Source organism: Arthrobacter sp. AK01, assembly GCF_021109375.1.
In the GTDB taxonomy this organism is placed as follows: domain Bacteria; phylum Actinomycetota; class Actinomycetes; order Actinomycetales; family Micrococcaceae; genus Arthrobacter.
Window position 1 is genome coordinate 75718 of the sequence record NZ_JAJOHP010000004.1, and the last position, 18845, is coordinate 94562.

Here is an 18845-nt window from a genome sequence, read left to right on the forward strand (position 1 = left end):
TCACAGCCATGCCATGTCGGATCAGCGCGCAAGAGCCAATCCGGGGACTTCAACGCCCCTTATCCAACTCGACCGTGCATAGCATTCCTGATCTGACAGACTGCAGATATAGTCGGCGATGGCCCGGAAGTGGTCCGGCGAAAGAGTACCCGGCACCTTACCAGACGCGCCGGGAGAGGCATCTTTCAAATAGTCTGCCAGTGGCTGCGGCAACTCAGCAAACATGGGCTCTGACCCCACCCATTCACAGAGGCCCTCAAACAACTCTGTGAGCACCTTCCGCTGCGCACGCTGGATGAGGCCGATCTTTGGGGTGTCGACGACATACCGCCGGGTGATCGTTTTCAAGCACTGCATCATATGCCATGCATGCGGCTCCAGGTAGACGCTGGGCCCGCCCTTCCACTGTGGATCGGCACTGACCCGGACGGCCCCGAAGAACTCCTCGATGGTCACGCCCATCTTCGACTGTATCCGGCTGGCCTGCAGCCGGCTGCCACTGTGCCGACTGGCAAGGCCGCCAGTCTCAAGCATGTCCTCAGTCCTCGTGAGTTTGGCGACGTAGCGGTCTTTATTGAAGTACTCGGGGTAGTCCTCATTCAGCTTGAGGGCAGCCTGCACAAACGGGTTCCGGTCCGCGCGGTCTATGTCTTTCAGCTGAGTCTCGCCCAGTTTCTTGTGGGCTCGTCTGAGATCAGCGCGCACCTCGTCAAAGTCGATGGCATCTTCCTGGTGGAAATCTTCCAGGTCGTGGATGGCGTATGTAATATCGTCTGCCAAGTCCATGATTGATGCTTCCAGCGATTGCCGATCGCCGCGGACATCGGAGGCCGTATGCTTCATGACCCGTTCAAATTCGTTCTTGTCCGAGACATAGGCGCCAAACTTGGGTGGTACCGATGCTGCCTTAAGTTCATCGCTGCCCTTGAGCATCTGTTCGGGTGGACACATGAACGGATACTTCAAGATTGCGGCTAACGTGACCGCCGTAAGATTCAATCCGGTTCCCAAGGCGTCAATGCGCCGCGAGTCCAAGCGTGTGACAATACGAAACGACTGGGCGTTACCTTCGAAGCCATCCGCGACGCCTTTGCGTCTTAAGAGCTCGTTGAGAACAACTTCTCCGACATGCCCGAAGGGCGGATGCCCGAGATCGTGCGCCAACCCCGCTGCTTCGGTTGCGGACACGTCCAAGCCGCCGAAGCCTTTGATGACCTTGGCGAGATCTGCATCCACCGCCGCCTGTCGGGTTATCTGCTCGGCGATTTCGCGTGAGACCAAGCCAACTTTCTGCGAATGCGATTCACGGGAATGAAGTCGCGGAGTGCCGAGGTCCGGTGATACGACCTGTGTAACCCCAGAAAGGCGCCGCAGAAAACCCGAATAATTTATCCGGCCACGGTCCTTTTCGGTCTCCGTGCGCAAGTCGTGCTCGCCCGGGCTACCGGCAAGACGTCGATTATGGCGACTTGTTTTTTGGTTCTCCACGACCAGAGACCCGTCGGGCAATTTTTCCAGTTCTTCACCCAATGGGTCCCCAATCGTCATGGCGAAGTAGCTTAAGCGATGGCCGTAAGGAAGCCGGCGCTGTCCGCCATGCTGAACCTGTGGGTGGCTTCCCCATAGACCACGCCGTAATCGACTTCATCAACCGTCGTCTTAAGCTTTTCTGCAGCTTGTTCCCGAGACGCCTTGAGCGACATCGTCCCGCCTTCGGCCACGAGCAGGTCCGAAATCGTATCGGACATCAACTTCATGCGCTTGACCTGCTCATCAGCAGCCAGGTCTTCCAACCTTTCGGTCATTGCTCTCCTCAGTACGCCGGCGGCGCGGCTACCTCCGCTAGGTCGCGAATGATGCGTCTGCACGCCGAGTGGTGAATGCTATGCAGTAATCATAGTCACCATCGGCAGTATCCCTGAGACCGCTGCGGCGTTTCGCGGCCGCCTCTGCGAACGTGGATACAGGGACGAGGTTGTGAGAATACTGCCGGCTCCAACCCCGGCCCGCGGCACGGAAGACGGCATTTCAAAACATGCCTTGGTCAACCGCTCCCTCTGTGGTTCGTTTGATGAACTCACTCAGCAACGGCACAGCAAAGGAGTACTTGCCGAAACGGTTCTTGTAGATCAACCCCTGATCACTGAGGCTGCCCAGTATCTGGTTGACGTGGCTGGGCGTGAAGCCTTTATGCAGAACTGCCTTGGATGCTTCCACCAACTCTTGGATCGTGAACTCATCGTCACCGCGGTTGAGCGAAGTGGCGGCAAAGAGGAGTTGACGCTGCCTGTCAGTTACCTTCGCCCACCGCCCCGCGAAGAAGTCGGCGTCCAATTTCCGCTGGATGGCGTCCACCGGCACGGGCTGCATCTCGCCGCGCGCCGCATGTTGAATGATGACGTCAAATACTTCCCTGCACATGAACTGGATGAAGTAGGGGTATCCCCCGGACTCCCGGATCAACGTTTGCACGGACGCCTCGTCAAACAGCACAGGGCAGTCCGCGACGTCCAAAGGCTTCAGTATCGCCTCTTTACTTTCGTCTTTGCTGAGCCGGCCAAGCGACAGAACACGAAACATCCGCTCTGCGTAGGTTCTGGATTCGACCAGTTTAGGAAAGAGCGTCGGCAGCCCAGTCAGCAGGAGCAGGAAGGGTATCCCTTCCCGCTGCACCGATTGGAAGGCGTCCAACAGCACTGAGAGGGGAAACTCATTTCTGGCAGAGTTGTCCGCCAGGTTTTGTGCTTCATCGTAGGCAAAGACCACCTTGGGCGTCCCGATGGAGGCCAGACACTCATGGGCAAACCGAAGAACGGCCTTAACCTTGTCAAGAGGGAGACCCGGGGTGTTCTCGTAGAGTTTCATCAGTATCTGATAGGTCACGGGCACTCGTACGCGGGAAGGTGCCTTCGCACTGAACCCCGTGGGAACGTCCACGCCCTGCTCCACCGACACCGAAGAGGTTGCCACTGCCAGATCCGTGATGAGTCTGGTAGCCATGGTGGCCTCGGTAACACTGGCAGATTCCGATAGATCAGTGCCGACCCACACCCACCCCGAAGCAATGGCACGAGGACGGAATGTCTCCATGAGTACTGTTTTACCGACGCCCCTAAGCCCTGTCAGGATCAGATTGTCCACGACCCTGTCCTGCTCCAATAGGCGTTGGAAGTCGCGATACTCGCTCTCTCGGCCGGCCAAATGGGGCGGCATGTGTCCAGCTCCAGGGCGGTACGGGTTGGCGAAAGTCATGGCCTGCATGGTTTCTCTTTCATACGCGTTTAGTCCTACGGCTAAATTTAGTCGGAAGGCTAATTGTGGGTCAATTCTCCTGACGATGAGCACCGAGATCGCCCGACCGAGCCCCCGTCGAGGCGCGTCCCCGTCGGCTGCTCGCGCAATGAGGGAAACTGCTCACCTCACGAAAACGCCGCTTTGATTCGTTCGCCTATATTTGGATGAGCCCCTCACGCGTGCGATTATTGGCCACTGTCGGCGGGTATAGCTGTAAGGGGTCCGCATTGGTGAATCAGGGTGCGATCGGAGGAGCCGCGGGAGAAAGCGGCTCCAACCATCGGAGCATAGCTGCGGCACTCATCGCCGCCTGCGGGCTGAACGGCAAGAGCGTTCCCTGGCTGGGACCGGATGCATGGCCTGAAAGAATCTCACTGGAAACGGACAATGAGGTCGACGACATTGAAGTCGTACTCAGCGATGGCAATACGATCCACATACAAGCTAAGAACTCATGTGGTCTGGGTAAAGAGTACAAAAAGTCCGTCGCGCAGTGGGTGGCCGCGGAGTTCAACGGCACGGCAGCGGCGGTAGACAGGTTCATTCTTCTGGTGGCCACGGCCTCCGGGTCACTCACGAAGCTCGGTAAAGCGCTGGAACACCAGCGGGCCAACACATCGCTCTCGTCGGGTGAAAACACGGCGATCGAAGATGCGATCCGCCTTTTGACCGAGCACCACCACCTAGGCAAATCCACTGCGCAATCATTGCTGGGAAAAGTACACATAGTCATTCTCGACACCTCCCCCCAGGGACAGGCAGTCCAACTTGGGAGTGCCTTATTGGACTCTTCAGTTGTGGCCCCGGGAAGTGGAAACGCCGCCTTTGCAATCCTGGAAAGCTCATTTCACGATCAGAGCCGCCAGCGTGCGGGTAGCGACATTGCCGGTTGGCGAGCCGTCCTTCGTCACGCACACATACCTGTCCTTGCCGACCCTATGGGCGCTCTCGCCGCCCGCCAACAGGCACAGGACGACGAACTAGCCATATTTCGGTGCGATCTCGCTGCCCAAAAAGACTTGGTCCACTTCCCATCCACTGAAATCCATCTAGAAGCCTTCACAAGACCTGAATGTTCACAGGCACTGAGGGTACGACTGAATCGACCGGCTAAGTCCGAGGAACCCAGGAGCAAATCCCGCGACGAGTTCTCCCTGCTAGATGTGACCCGGAGACAAGGCCGATACCTTCTGGTGGGCGGGCCAGGGACTGGGAAGTCGTTTTCGCTGACCCAGATCGCAGCAAACTTCGCGGCAAATGAAGCCGCACCTCTCCCGTTGCCCTTCCGCCTTCGTGAACTCGCCAAAGCCATGGAGGTCCGTTCCACGGTTCAATGGGGTCTGCGAGACTTGGCCCAATTCCTTGCCAGTGGGAATCAAGTTCTGGAAAGCGCCTTTCTTGCGGCCATGACGGAGGGCTTCGTCATTTACCTGTTTGACGGCCTGGACGAGGTCTCCACTCACCGTTCCTTGGTGGCGGGTTGGCTCAACAAGTTCCTGAGGGGGCTCCAGGGCCACACGGACTTGGTTGTCTCGAGCCGCTACCCGGCGGCGGCAGATAGCGGCATCCGTCTGCCCCACGTCGAACTTCTACCGCCTAAAGATCTGTCGTCCTTGGATGATGACCTCCTCGTCAGGTTCTCTGAGACGGTAAAAAAGAAGACGGACCGCGCCGAATGGTTGCAAATCCGACGCGCCTTCGTCGGGTCATCCCGGCGTCAAGATGGTGATCTTTGGGCAGTGCCGTTGCTGGCGATGCTGATGATTTCGGTTCTTGTCGCCCACGGACCCGCAAGTGTCCCACGCTCCCGCTCCGGGTTGCTCCGGGCCGCACTGGACTCCAGCGTTAAACGTTGGGAGATGGCGCGAATAGACAGCATCGCTCCGGGCCTGGCGCTTGATTATCAGGCTCATATCGTCTTAGACACTTTTGCTGACATTGCGGGGGTTGTGGCTGGCGACGGGGAATGGACGACGGCGCTGGAGGCCGTAGAACGTCGTCTCCAAAAGGCATGGAACATCCCTGGCCCAGCCACTTACGACTATGCAAGAGCCATCCTGAGCTTTTGGGACACTACTGCGGCAGTCTTCGTCACTTCCACAGAAGAAGGACTGCTACGTGCACGTTCCAGGCTCTTCGCAGAAATCGGCGTTGCCATGCTTCTCGCCCGTGACATCGATGTCATGAAGGCCTGGGTGCTTGCCAACAAGTCCGATCCGGAGTCTTTCGTAACGGTGCGCCTACTGTGTGGGCTCAAAACTGAAGCAATGGAATGGATCGCCACCATCGCGGCCGACGGCGAGGTGGAGTTCTTGGATGTCGTACTCGACGCAGTTGATGAAGGGGCCAAACTCAGCGACGCAACTTTTGCCCGGGTGCTGGATGCGCAAACGCAAAGGCTTCCATTCATGCCCCGCGGCACGGATTCTAACAATGATTCGTCCGGAATCGACGCCCTGAAATTTCTAAGCGGCCCCGAGGATTCTGCCTATCGGTTGGCTGTCAGGCTCGCTGGCTTGCCCCTGTCCAGCAAGCAGAAGCAGCAGCTGCGCGATTTTGCGGACTTCCAGTTGGAGAACCGGCAAAAGGCCGTCCTCTTGGCTCTGCTGGCAATAGGCAACTCTCAAAACACTCAGACGGAGGAACCCTGGCAGCTTATCGAAGCAGCGCTGCCTCCCGTACCGGATAAGGCCTGGTCTGACGGCTACGTAACGGCCTGGCAGGACATCGATGTCTCGGGTATAGAGGTGGTTGCCGAACACGCTGCGGAGATCATTGACCCATCCCAAAGCCGGCTGGCGTCCCGAGTGCTTGCTGGCTCCTTGATCGGCCCGACCGAAAGTTTCGACCATGTCCGGAAACTGCTCAGGGCAAAGGGATTTCATGACGAAGTCGCGTTCCACGACAGCGGTCTGGAAGGGGACTTTCTTGCTGCCTTCCCTGAGTCATTCAGCAAAACCTCGCAGCCCGACGAATTGATGAGAGATGCCCTAGGGGAGCCTGAAGCGTGCTCAGCCGCTGACCTCTGGCATTTGGATGCTGCATCGGCTGCTTACACTTTGCTTCGCATCAACGATTTGCCGTTCGGACAGCTCTACTGGGCGGCGGAGAAGCATCACGCGCTGGCGTGCCAAACAATCCGAAGGCTTGTAGACGACTCCTCCCTCCCCACAGGCCAAGTCGCAGCCCAGATAAGGGCGGTGCTTGCGGTAGGGCCCGATGAGGGACTAAGGCTTACCGTCCCATCGCCAAGAACACCAAAAGCCACACTGTCCCCTTCTGCCGGGTGGGAAGACGACGCCCTGTCAGCTTGGCGGTCGCGAAACAATTGGCTTGGCCGTTTGGCCTTCACCTTGTTTCTGGCCGCTACGGAGGTCTCAGATTCAGCCATTAAAGAGCTGGAGCATCTTGTGGCGGCGGTAACGCCCCAGGCAAAGAAGGAACTCGGCATCGTTACCGAATGGCATCGCCCCGGCATGAAGTGGGTCGATGAAGACGCGCTATGCCGAAGCGGGGCCAGACGGGTTCAAACCATTCGTGCTTGGGAGAAGAAGGACTATCCAACGTTGATACAGAACTTCCAGGACAGTGATCTTGAAATCAGGAATGAATCTCTCCCGGTCCCTGAGTGGCCGAAGGAACTGATCGACCAACTTCCGACCGTCATCCAGGAAGCAACGTCCTGGACATGCTGGCAGTGCGGACAGCCCATGGCTCTTACTGATGATGTTTGTACGCAGAGCCATCCCCGGCCCAAGGATAAAGTGGCCGCACGGCTGGCACAACTGGGCAACCGGGATTCCTCCGCGAAGAAAGGCGAGATTCAGCGGTAACCGGGCGGACTGCCCAGCACGGGACCACCTCCAAGCATTCGCGACCCGCCCGTACCGGAGTGCCCTGCTCCGGCACCCGGGGGCCTGGACATGCTCAGATGAGCTCGCCGTCGACAACCTGAGTAACGACCACCCGCCATACAGGAACTGTCCAGCCGTGCACTGTCCACTTCCCATGGCGCCACAAGCCGAACAAGCCTGTTCGCCACCACGGGAACCTGGTGAGCTCTGGTCGCTGTGCCACTTGCGGCCATCACGCATGACGAGATCACAGACGGAGCATCCAAATGTGGGTGCACGATAGTCGGCAAGGGACAATAGGCAACGTGACTCTCCTGGATCAGCAAACCAAAGCGCAAGCGTTCAAATCGACCCTCCAGCAGCACGCTGGCCTGCTACTGTCGAGCGCGCTCATTGTGCTTTGTGTTACTCGCATCTTGATGTTCTCGCGAGGAGACTCTTCCATGGCGCTGGCCATTCTGAGCGTCGGCCAGCAGTTCACAATTCTGACGTCAACTCTATTTACGGCCTTACCCATTGCAGCGGTGCTGGCATACTTTCTTCCCAGCATCAGTCGGTACCTGTCCCCGGAAACCAACCCTAAGAGGTCATGGAAGGTCGCCGGCACTCAAGGAGCCTTGTTAGCTCTCTGCGTGCCGCTGATCTTCATGGCAGTTCCCACGCTTTTCATTGTGGTAGCTTTCGCAGGGCTCATACTTTTCATTCTGATCTCATTGATCCAGCTTGTGCTGCGGAAGATGAACAAGGAACCGAAGAGACTCCCAAAGATACTCAGGAACCTCTTCTTGTGGGGAGTCACGCTGAGCGTACTAAGTATGGTCATTTTCATCACGTGGAGGCCTTGGGTTCCATCCGAGAAGATAGCCGTCAAAAGTGGAGCAGAAACCAGGACGGTTTACGGCTATGTCATCGGTACGCAAGGAAAGCAAACCATGGTTGTAAATATGAAACAGACTGACATCACATGGATCGGAGAAGATGACTTGGGAGAACGGACGATTTGCACGGCACCTACTGGTCTGCGGGAGTGGTACTGGCAGCCACCTTTCGCATTTTTCGCCACGGAGAAGGCAGCGCGTCAGGAGTGCGGGGTCTAAATTCCAGGAAACACGGGTGCTGTACACCGGTGCATGGCCGCCGGGCGCCGCGGCCATGCCTTGGTCCGGCTAGGACATTCCCCAGTCCTTCAAGATCTTCCACGCTTTCTCGGCAAGGTAGCCAACAGAAGTCAGCAGGTAAGCCCAGTCCTTGGGAGTCCACTTTGCCAACCCGGGTCTGGGTTTGGAATGTCTGCCCATCGCACACCTCGTTTCCGAGGCCAACCGACCAGAAACACGGCCACTTGGTTGTTGCCCGTCGGCGAACAGCCTGCGTACCATGAAGCCAGCAGCGGACCTCTATCTACTGCTCTTTGGCCGGGCACCCCTTCCCTTGTCGCCAAACTTGTTGGGGGTGCTCGGCCCGGTAAGAATCACGCTAAACCTGCGCACATTCATTTCCGCAATCACCTGTCGGCAAGTCGCATGTCCGGATCGTTAAATTCCTCGGAACCGCGAGTAGTCACCTGCGCCGGTCACCTCAGCAGCTCATGCAGGATGAGGGCCAGGAGGGTGCGGGCCAGGCACACCATGCCATCCGGTCGTCATGAATTCAATGTCAACGAGCTGTGGCAGCTGCAGGCGCAGCGGCGGCGCGCTTCCGCTTCAAGGCGCCGCACCGTGACTTCTTCCCAGCCCTGCCCCAGGACGGGTTCCCCTGACTCCCTGGCCAAATCGAGCGCTGATGTCGGGGTCGCTCGGTTGAGTCTCGCATCCAGGGTGACCCGGAGCTTCGCGGCGGCACGCTCGACACGGCGCCACCCGTTCGCTTCGGCAGCAAGCTCGGCACGGGATATTGCCTGAGGGGCTTTGCGGCCGCAGAGACAAAGGTCATGTTCACTATAGGTGTGAAGCTCCCCGGTATCGACGGATCCTCTCGTATGCCTGCCAGCCATCACCCGCAGCCTTTCTCCAGGACTGATTCGTCTTCGCCTGTCCTCTTCATAAGAGTCCTGCGGCACTACCTGGGAGTCAAGGCTGGATCGGCCGGTTCGGTCTCGGCTGATCGCCTCCGATCCGGTGGGCAGGCTGTACACCCCCCGGCGCGAAGCCTGTTGCGGAACATCATGTGCTGATCATGGCCGTAACTGCATGTCCACCACCAAAGTCTGCTGCCCGGTAGGACATCCTCCGCCGAAAGGCCCCCGTTCCGTGCACTGTTCCAATCTTTGGCGAGGGCCGGATACTGGGTTGCGAGGTCGTTGAAGCCTACGAGCAGCTTCCTTTTCGAGCAGTACGGGCACCCTGCTTTCTTGTATCCGGTCCTGTTCACGGGGAAGGCGTCGTACGAGTGCCCCCGGGGGCACCTCCAATACACGCTCTTTTCACTTCCTGCCGATACTGCCTCTGGTGTGAGTTCTCCGTTGAGTTCCTTATCCCACTGGGCTGCCAGCTTCGGATGGGTGGTGGCCAGGTCGTTGATCCCAGGCATCACTGTACGTCCACTGCAGACCGGGCATCCTTGGCCGGACTTTCGTTTGCTGATTGGCTTGTAGTACGTGTGCCCCTCCGGGCACAACCAGGCAAACCTGCCTTTCTGGCCCCCTATGAACTGGTCCGGCGTCAGCCCATTGTTCAGCTCGGGATGCCATTCCGCTGCTAACCCGGGATGCGTGGTTGCTAAGTCGTTGACCCCAGGCTGTAGGAGGAAGTTGGCGCAGACAGGGCATCCGGACCCATTTCGTGTCCGGTTGACGATGATAGCCACAAACCTATGGCCTACAGGGCACATCCATGCGGCACGCTTGTTGCTGCCGGGGATCACGGTTTCGGGTCCTCGGCCTTCGTTGCCGGGGGTGTCCCACTGAAGTGCAAGGTATGGGTGTGTGTCGGCCAAAGTGTTGTACCCAGGCAAAGGCGTCTGACCGCTGCAGATCGAGCAGAGCGCACCGCCGGAACTTATGGACTGAACAATCTTGCCTCGGGAACGCTCGATGACGTGCCCTTCTTTGCAGATGATGAGAGTTGCCGTTCCCTTGGGGAGGTCACCTGATTTCGCAGCCCTATTGCCCGGTACAGCATAAGTTTCGACCCAGGATTCCAGTTCGTTTTGTCGTGCACCCTGTCGGAGATACCGGCCGAAGGGTTCCAAGGGGCGGATCACCTGGCTGGCGAGGGCTGGGTCGCAGCTCGGGGAGATGATGGGTGCGAACTCATTTCCGGGGAAGGCCCCCAGCATAGAATCCCGTACGGCTAGGAACGTCGGTCGGAGCAGCAGCCAGACTCCGTCTACCGTGGCCGGTCGTACCTGAGGGATCAGCGTGGTGATCGACTCAGTCAGCTGGCGGTATGCCTCCGCGAAGGTTTGTCGTGGATCCAGTAGCGGTTCCAGAGCGGTATTGTCCGTGAGGAATTGCAGGAGCTTAACGACCTCAGTGTAGTTCGACGGAGTGACGATGTGCTCGGTGGCCCTTCCATGCGAGGTGTCCACGATGCCGATGATCGCTTTGATCAAAGTGAGGTTGGTCCGGCCTTGGCTCACCAGATCGCGATATGTGCCCTCAGACGTGAGGATTTCTTTACTTATAGATACAGATGACCATCGACCAGGAGCCATGGGTACTTTCCGCTGGCCGGCCAGCCGCCCCGGTTCCGGGCCCGTCCATTTATGGTGGACAAGGCAGCAGTTTCTCTGCATATGGGGAAGCGTTTCGACCAGTTCGTGGTTGGCACAGTCCGCGCACAGCAGTCGAATGCCCGTACCGGGTATGGCGTATAAACGTTCTTCAGCAGCGAACCACCCGTTCTCAATACCGCATAGTTGAGCGGCTATGAGAGTCACTGCGTCAATATCGTCATGGTTGGGCCGGGTCGCCTGGGACCGGGCTGCGGTCGAGCCCGCAACTGAGTGCAGGCCGCCGTTCCCCAATCCCAAGGCACCCTCCAGGCGCCTGCTGAAACTGCGTGAGGTTTCCAATGGGTAGGGGCTAAGCCGCATGGGCCCTGGCAGCTGCCTATGCTGCATGAGGTTTCCTTGATGAGAGTTTAGCCCTGGCTTTGGCGGCCGCGCGGGTGCGCAAAAGTGTTGCCTCTCCCGCTTCGGCCCGCAGATCCCGCAGGGCTTCACTCATCAGTTCGCGGCTCAAGCGTTCGTTCTCCGGATCATCAGCATCGATCACCCTGAACGCTGACTGCACAAGGATGCTCTGAAGCGTGCCGATATTGCCGCCGCTTCGCTCGTGCAACCATTCGGCCTCCACCAGGAGCGACTTCGGTTCGTGATTGAACAGTGGGAGTGCTTTGGAGAAGCCCATGACCACGCTTCTCCATGACCTACGTTGCTCCGGCGTCGCGTAACCATAAACCTGCATGGAGACCCTGCTGAAACGTCGGGAAACTTGATCGCCCCGTTCACCGGCAAGCAAACCGCCGCGGTCCAGATGGATTCCGGCATATACGAAGGTAGCCGGGCAGTCGTTGGACAGGTCTTTGAGCGTGTCTACGCTTTGCCCGTTCACTTGACTGATTCTGGAAAGGTTGTGGAGTTCGTCCACGACGATCACTTGTGTTCTGCATTGCCTGACGGCCGAAACCACCATTTTCCGCAGTGCGTTCAGTGAGGTGCGTTCGGCGTAAGGGAGTGCATAGAAGTCGGCGAACCGTTGCATGACGCCCTTCGGGGTTGAACTCGGTGGCACTTCGACGTAGGCGACTGGGATTGCCCCGTCAGCAACATACTCCGGGCATTGGCGATTGAATTCCGCGTAGACGTACCTCATCAACGCTATGCAGGCGGTTGTCTTGCCTACCGACGAAGGCCCGGTGACCATGACACCACGCCGGCCTGCAGGGGCGGCGTGATTCTGTGCCATGGCCATTTCGGTGGCTCGGATCAGATCGTCCAGTTGCGGTGTCTCGATGGTGATTTCTCCGCTGAGAAGACGTTTACGGCGTGCGTTGAAGGACCCAATGCCGATGGTGTCCAGAACCCGATACTCTTCGATGTCGGGCATCTGGAAAGGCTCATAGTCCGCGGAAACCAACCGGGTCAGGGCCTCCCAGGTGTTCAAAGTAACTGTGGTGTTGTCTGTGAACTGCATTTACCTGCTGCCCTTCATAGGGTTGAATACGCTGTACTCTTCATACGATTCGTCATCGAGGATGTCGACGTCGGGGACAACTACCAAAGGAGTCGTCGCCCGCGGAAATTGTTTGCTCGATCGTTCAGCCAACACTTGTTCCATGGCTTCTGCCGCGTCACGCCGGGCCTTGCCGATCTTTGCGTTCTGCGTTTGGGCGATCATCTCGACGGTGGCCTCAGTGCTTTCCTGGTCTCCCAAGACCCCGAATGCTTCGGTAATTTGCCGGGCAGAACGTCGGATGGAGGCTGAGAAGGGCTTCTCGAAGGCGTCCTTGTTCATCCATCGGCATTCCATCCACTCCCCCGTCTCGGGGTGGCGGACCCACACCGCGGCCGGGTTGTGGGGGTTGTAATGGATCACCCATTTTCCTCCGGTGTCGGAACGTCCCGACGGTTGCAGCCGGTAAGGACCCAGTTCGGGCGAGTCGTAGCGTCTGTAGTCGACGTTGATCCCGTCCGCCTGGATAGTCCGTTCCAGAGTGGGAAGCAGGGCAATGTAGTCCTCCGGCGAGAGGGGCACCGGCACGAAACCTGTCATATCAAACATCGCCATGTACATGCTGTTGGGTGAATGAATGACCCTCGGATCCAACGGATCCCTGAGCGCCTCATGGGTCATGTTTTGCCAGACCACGCTGACCCAGCGATCAAAAAGTTCCGCCAAGGTGTAGATGTCCAGAAGGTCTTCCTTTTCGACTGCCGCGCCGCGTCGGTCAACGCTGCCGCCCGTGTTTCCCGGCAGGTACTGAACGAACTTCGTTTTGATCGTGTGGAACGCCCGTTCGACGTTTGGTTTGTCTGTAGGTGTATGGATGGCGGAGCGGGTGATGTCCACGCCAAAGGTTTCACAGGCGGACATGAACGTACTTGAGAGATAATCCTTGCCGTTGTCCGTCATGATGCGTTGCGGCTTGATGAAGGGACGGGTCAGGTCATAAGCGGCCACCTCATCAAGGCTGAGGTGCCTGGCCCACGGCATGGCCTTCAGTTCGGTCTCGTTGGGCAACGCTCCACCACCAGGGCAGGCCCTGCTGTGCGGTCGCGTGGGCAACCCCCCCCCCCCCCGGGGGGGGGGGCGGGGGAACCAGGCATTGGGCCAACATGAAGGCAAGGTCGACACCTTTCACGCCTCGCACGTTGACGCTGGTCGCGATGATGCTTTGCGTTGCCTTGCACAGCATGATCGTGAGTTTTGCCCTCACTGGCCTGCCGTCGATGCCCCGTGCCAGTACATCGAATGGCGAGGAATCGATCTGGACTTCGTGGCCGGGACTGATAGCCGGCCGGGCGCTGAACATGCGCTTGGGTGCGTTGTCGGCACTCCTGCGGTTCGCCGCGCTACCGGCGGTGTATTTGCCTTTGGTGAGAACGCCTATGTGGCGCCGCAGGGACCTGTCCGAGGGGATCGGAATTTCCTCTCCCGGATATTTGCGCAAAAGCTCAGCCTTCGCCTCGTGGATGAGCCGAATACCGGTGCCCGTGGAGCGGTTGGTGGCTTTGGTGATTGCTGCAACCAAGGCATCCCGGACCCGGATGTCCAAGTTCCCAAGAGGTACATCCTTTCGTGATTGTCGTCCGTCGACCAAGCCTGCCGGCCCGGATTGCCGGTATAGATCCACCCACCGCCGGATGGTTCTCTCCGAAACCGGATGGCCGAGGCGGGACAGTTCTACCGCTTTGCGCCGCTGGCGCTCCAACAAGCCGACGTGCTCAGGGTCATACTCCTCCCGGCAGGTCTCTTCCCCATGGGGCTTACCGTAGATGACCTCCTCGATATGTCGGGCCATGGTTCTGGTGCCTTCGGCCACCTCCGCAGGCAGGGAATCGAAACTTCTGGGGCCTGGACGGTCAGGCCCCAGCACGGGCGGCAGCGCCAGCAGGCGCGGCACCGCGGAGACGTGGATCATGTTCAGTTCCTGACTGCGCAGGTTTCGCAGGCGCAGCGTTCCACCTGCCATGGACTCAACCAGATAGTCTCCATCGGCAAGTTCAAGGGTGTCGCCGATGCGGAAATCAGCCACTTTGGTACCTTCTTAGTTCTGTGCCCCACGACAATGGGACGGTGTTGTCGTAGGCGATCTCGCGCGCCCACAGGAGATGAAAAATCGCCGGCATGCCCTTCGAGGGCTCACCGGGATTCAGCAGAGCACTGACGTCGTCCAAGGACCGGGGCTGGATCAGTATCTCGTGTATGCGCTCTGATATGTCCTCGCTGGGCCGGACCCACGGGTGACGGTATCCGGCAATCCATTCGAGATTGTGCCGTTGGACGCCCTCGAGCCCATGCAATATTTCGTAGCCCCACCCAACCCGTTCACAGAGTTGGGCTGTCTTCTGGAACTGTCCGACCGTCGTTTCATCAACCAACGACAATGGCCGCACGTCATACATCACTCTCACTCCCGAGTCATGGAGAGCGAAGTAGTCCGGGTAGTGCCGCGTACCGTCAGCGAACTGAATCAGTGCTGGCTGTGCCGCGATGGCAACCAGGCTGCTCTGATGATCCTGGTTCATGAGGGCGCTGTACTCGGACATGGACTCGTACCAGACGTGCGACCGGGTACCGGCGCACCAGTAAAGGCCGTGATAGTTCCTTTGATGCCTGTAACGATGTCCGACCCTGGCCGGCATCGCCAGATGCAAGTCCATTGGCGTACAGGCACCGGAGGCCTTTCTGCTGCGGATCTCCCCGGAAGAATCAATCCAGGAGATCACGTCCTCCCCGTTTTCGAACCCCAGAGTGCTCAAAGCCTCGTGATTCGTGGCTTTCTTGTTCATGTACCGTTCCTCCTTCACGGATTCCTATGCGGTTCCGGAATTCACGGGTGGCGCCGTTTGGCGGACGGCCGGGATTAGCTCAATTGGTGGTTCTGAGGCACGGGAAATATCCGTGGGGCTTCCGGCTCGTGACCGGGCACCTGGGCGGCGCGGCACGCCGGAGAGCGGGCAGGGAATCAGGGCAGCAAACAGCACGCCGAAGTTGCTGCATCCTTGAACAAGTTCATGAGACCAAGAACTTGAAGAGGACGCAGGCGTTGAGGCGTTCATCCCCCGGGGCCGGTGCAGTTTCCTTCGAACTGGTCGAATGCATCCCGAATTTAGGGTCGCATCTTCCGCTTACGACACCGGAGGAGATACGTCCTGTGCCGTGCGGGACTTAGGCAACCTTGAGAGAAGTGCCATCGTGTGATTCCTTTCGCCGCAAGGCACAGGAAAGTTTGGACACGATTGAAGGTTTGCTCATGAGTGTTAGATGGGCTTACTGCGCCGTTGTCCGAGCTCCTGGTCCCTGGTTCCTGTCATGAGACCGGTTCTAAAGCCGAAGGATCTGCAAATCCACTAATCCGGCCGGGCCGGTCCGGGAAAACTTACCCCGTCCCTCCAGAGTGATCCAAGGCGCGGGGCACGTCAACGGTCTTGTCAATTTCCTTGACGTTCGAGCCGTGGCCGCCTACTCTGGCCGGGTCGGAGCGCATGTAGATCATGCATCCCGCGTCGGCATCCTGTTATGAACAGTTGCTGTGGCTGCAACCACGCAACAGCGATAGAAGGGCCACGGTAAAATCGTGGCCCTTTGTCCACCCCCAGGATGGCGGATCGTTGTGCGGTGGACGGCGCGGGTTGGGTATACAGCCATGGTTGTGCCGCTGATATGCTCTGCAGACCTCGACCATGCACCCCGGGCGCTTCAGCACATGCCGACCTGCACCAAGGTTTCGTATTCGCGATCCTCGATCAGAGTGTGTCCGTTCTCCAGACTTTTCATCCGCACCTGGCCGCCTTTCGTCACTGTGTCGACATGGAAGGTCGAGATGGTGCGGCACAGTGGACAGTCTCTAACGACCAGGTATGGACGCAGCAGGTGCCAGTGGCCCTCCGGATCAACGACGTAGAGGCTGTCACGCTCGATCTCATTGGAAGCCACCGATGTCGTCTGGGACTTGACGACCCAATGATCGCCTACCATTTCCCGGAAGGTTATGATCGCCTCACGGGCATAGGAGTCCCAGGACGTACCTGTCACGTGCAGCAGTGGCATGTCCACCAAGAACCTCGCCGCATGGGCCAGGGTGCGCAGGTCCCCGAGAGCGGTCTGTATCTCGTCGCGTACTTCGACGGCCTCAACCCTGCGGTTGTGTGCTTCATCATTCCTTCGTGCGTTCAGTCTCACGCGAGCGGCTTCAACCCCGGGTAGACGGAACATGCCTCGGATTTCTGCAAGGGCACCCTGCGATTGAGCAAAATGCTTCGACGTAGTCTCCTGAAGTACTGCCGCCCAATCCCCCATGCCTGGACCGGACCCTGCCTTGAACTTGCGCTGGATCGCGGCCTTCGCCTTCACCTCAATGTTCGACGCTTGAGCCAGAACCAGCGTCAGTTGGGCTAGGAGCGCCAGTAAGGATTCTGTGGTGTCCAGGATCGAGGTGTACCCCTCCTGAGGTGTTGCCGCGCCAGAAAGGGCCGCTTCCATGACCCTCCATCTGTGCGCTACCGGGTAAGGAAATGCACGGCGGACAGCGAAGTCGGGGTCATCAAGGTTGCGGGCTTCACGACTTCGCGAGCGGACGCTGCGCCCAGCTTCGATGATGCGGGGTCTCGCTTTTTCGACGGATGGATAATCGAAGATCGAATCGATGACCGCCCCGGCTTCGTCGGCCCACTCAAGAAAGTTACTTTGGGCATCCCGAAGATTTTGCAAGGCAGCCAAAATCTCCTCATCAGCGACCGGCACAACCATTTCATCAAAGCCCCTGCCGAGCCGGATTTCAGGGTTCATTTTCAGGTACACACGTCTGGCTGCCGGAGATCGAAGGTACCGCAGGGAGAAATCAATGATTTCGGGGGCAACGGATTCACGCGGCCGGAGAACGACCATGGTAGGCCCGGCAACGGCTGGCCCATCGCAAGGCGAGTGGGCGACCACGGTGAAGCCCTTGCCGTTGGATCTGGGCGTAAAGCCGGGGGTGAGGAAGTCTCCCGGTTCCAGCAACTGCCCCGGGTCCACGGTTGCCCATTGTGGGCGATCCCGATCCGATTGCAATGGGCTTTCCGTAATGTCGCGGCTCCAAATGATGCGCGCTGCTCCTGGAGTATCCGCCCGACAAAAATCTTGATCCCGGAATCTTATGCGACGGATCTCAAAGAGGTCCTTCAGCGCGACAGTCCGTCCGAAGTTGGCAAGGTCAGTCCGCGTCGCCTGCAGCTTCGGGTCCCGCAACCCATGGGTGAGAATATCTCCGGCCTCAAACCCTCCCCTGAGAACGTAGCCGAAATCCGTGTAGCCACCGGCCATACGCTGCAGTCGGGCAAAATCGGCGATGACGCTGGAGGGGTCAGTGTCATTCGGGTGGCCGGGTTCGAAGAACCGCGTGCTCCCGTCGGCGAAGGCTTCCGGCCTGAGCCCAAGGAGGACACATTCAAATCGCGCGGCGACGCCGGGGATCGCGCCCTGCAGCACAACAACGTCGGTGATGCTCCATTTCGCCATAAGCCCGGCCCGGAAGGCGCGGTATCGTTCGGTCCTCACCGCGACGACCGGCAGCAACACAAACAAGTGCACGTCCGACTGCGGAACGGATACTGCCAAAGGAATTTGTTCTTCCCAGCCCGGAGGTTCGGGTTCCACCGGCGCCCCGTCACGAATGAGAACCCTTCTGCGTTTGGACCCGGGCGGCAGCCCCCAGGGCGGCACCATCAAAACGAGATGTCGGTCGCTGAGCAAGTCTTGTGTAATCGCTGGCATGGCCGCAGGGTCAACGAGCTGATGATCCCAGGATTGGGGCATCCCCGAAGCCGATGCCGTTACTGGAGGTGCCGACTCGGAACGTACAGCCACGACCTCACGGGCCGCTTGCTTTGGTCCGGCGGCAAGCATATTCACCAGAGCCACAACGAGTCCATCATCGTTCAAGCAGGCCTGCGCATCATCAGCGCCCATATCCTCTGCATCCCTCCTGTCCCGCCGTCAGGGCATAACCAACTAAGTTTATGTGGCGCGCACAAGCAGACAGGACCGCGGGGGACGACAAAGCCGGCTTCGTCGCTGCGATGCTTTTGCCTTGTAATGACCGCTAAGCTCAAGGCATGACTCAGGAGCTGAGCAATGATGACTTGGGCCGATTCCTGATAAGCACAGCAACGGGCAGCCAATACGTTCTTGACCTGACGGGCAGGACAATGGAAAGGCACGGCTCCGTCAACGCCCCAATTCCGGAGTTCCAGGTCGTGGAACTGACGCAATTGCGGCGCGATGGCGACGTGCTCGACCTGCTCATGGTTGTATCCTGCATCGTTGGCGAGTCAGCTCAGTTCTGGATACAAATCCGTGAAGATCACGTGCCAACTCTGCGAACGACTTCGCCTGTAGTCAGCATCGAGGCCTTGCCGCCAGTGACAAGCGAGGACTAACTTACGCTCCCGTCCGGCTGTGGATCTGGGTCCATCACCGGGGCTGAACTAACGCGCATTAGTCATTCTTCTGTTCCACGGCTGGGCGACGATGCACCCCGGTTCAGGCTG

12 protein-coding genes are annotated in these 18845 nt (G+C 58.7%); 3 read left to right on the forward strand and 9 right to left on the reverse strand.

The window, feature by feature from the left end; all coding sequences use genetic code 11:
• Positions 1–21 precede the first annotated feature (21 nt).
• From LN996_RS02570 to LN996_RS02580, 3 genes are all read right to left on the reverse strand, one after another.
• Entirely contained in the window at positions 22–1548 is a 1527-nt protein-coding gene (locus LN996_RS02570) for a deoxyguanosinetriphosphate triphosphohydrolase family protein (protein WP_231338631.1), read from the reverse strand.
• A gap of 11 nt (positions 1549–1559) precedes the next feature.
• On the reverse strand, positions 1560–1805 hold the full coding sequence (locus LN996_RS02575) for a hypothetical protein (protein WP_231338632.1): 246 nt from the start codon (positions 1803–1805) through the stop codon (positions 1560–1562).
• 223 nt (positions 1806–2028) lie between these two features.
• On the reverse strand, positions 2029–3261 hold the full coding sequence (locus tag LN996_RS02580) for an ATP-binding protein (protein WP_308102688.1): 1233 nt from the start codon (positions 3259–3261) through the stop codon (positions 2029–2031).
• Positions 3262–3521: 260 nt separating this feature from the next.
• Here LN996_RS02580 and LN996_RS02585 point away from each other — a divergent pair, with 260 nt between their 5' ends.
• Positions 3522–7127 carry an NACHT domain-containing NTPase gene (locus tag LN996_RS02585; RefSeq protein ID WP_231338634.1) on the forward strand — a complete coding sequence of 1202 codons (3606 nt, stop codon included), beginning with the start codon at positions 3522–3524 and terminating at the stop codon, positions 7125–7127.
• Between the two features lie 464 nt (positions 7128–7591).
• Positions 7592–8245 carry a hypothetical protein gene (locus LN996_RS02590; RefSeq protein WP_231338635.1) on the forward strand — a complete coding sequence of 218 codons (654 nt, stop codon included), beginning with the start codon at positions 7592–7594 and terminating at the stop codon, positions 8243–8245.
• 961 nt (positions 8246–9206) lie between these two features.
• On the opposite strand, the gene LN996_RS02595 is transcribed toward LN996_RS02590, so the two are convergent.
• The 6 genes from LN996_RS02595 to LN996_RS02620 all read right to left on the reverse strand — a co-directional run bounded on the left by LN996_RS02595 (position 9207) and on the right by LN996_RS02620 (position 18264).
• Positions 9207–10727 carry a zinc-ribbon domain-containing protein gene (locus LN996_RS02595; protein ID WP_231338636.1) on the reverse strand — a complete coding sequence of 507 codons (1521 nt, stop codon included), beginning with the start codon at positions 10725–10727 and terminating at the stop codon, positions 9207–9209.
• A 472-nt stretch (positions 10728–11199) separates the two neighbouring features.
• Positions 11200–12285, reverse strand: a complete 1086-nt coding sequence (locus tag LN996_RS02600) for an ATP-binding protein (RefSeq protein ID WP_231338637.1) — start codon at positions 12283–12285, stop codon at positions 11200–11202.
• Positions 12286–13332, reverse strand: coding sequence for a Mu transposase C-terminal domain-containing protein (locus LN996_RS02605; RefSeq protein WP_231338638.1), 1047 nt, complete (start codon positions 13330–13332; stop codon positions 12286–12288).
• Positions 13277–14347, reverse strand: a complete 1071-nt coding sequence (locus LN996_RS02610; RefSeq protein WP_231338639.1) for a helix-turn-helix domain-containing protein — start codon at positions 14345–14347, stop codon at positions 13277–13279. The genes LN996_RS02605 and LN996_RS02610 overlap by 56 nt, the downstream gene beginning before the upstream one ends.
• Positions 14340–15104: a TnsA-like heteromeric transposase endonuclease subunit gene (locus tag LN996_RS02615; protein ID WP_231338640.1), complete on the reverse strand. Its 765-nt coding sequence runs from the start codon at positions 15102–15104 to the stop codon at positions 14340–14342. The genes LN996_RS02610 and LN996_RS02615 overlap by 8 nt, the downstream gene beginning before the upstream one ends.
• A 910-nt stretch (positions 15105–16014) precedes the next feature.
• A complete protein-coding gene (locus tag LN996_RS02620; RefSeq protein WP_231338641.1) occupies positions 16015–18264 on the reverse strand; it encodes a hypothetical protein in 2250 nt (749 codons plus the stop codon).
• 146 nt (positions 18265–18410) lie between these two features.
• Here LN996_RS02620 and LN996_RS02625 point away from each other — a divergent pair, with 146 nt between their 5' ends.
• On the forward strand, positions 18411–18734 hold the full coding sequence (locus LN996_RS02625; RefSeq protein ID WP_231338642.1) for a hypothetical protein: 324 nt from the start codon (positions 18411–18413) through the stop codon (positions 18732–18734).
• The last annotated feature ends 111 nt before the right edge of the window (positions 18735–18845 follow it).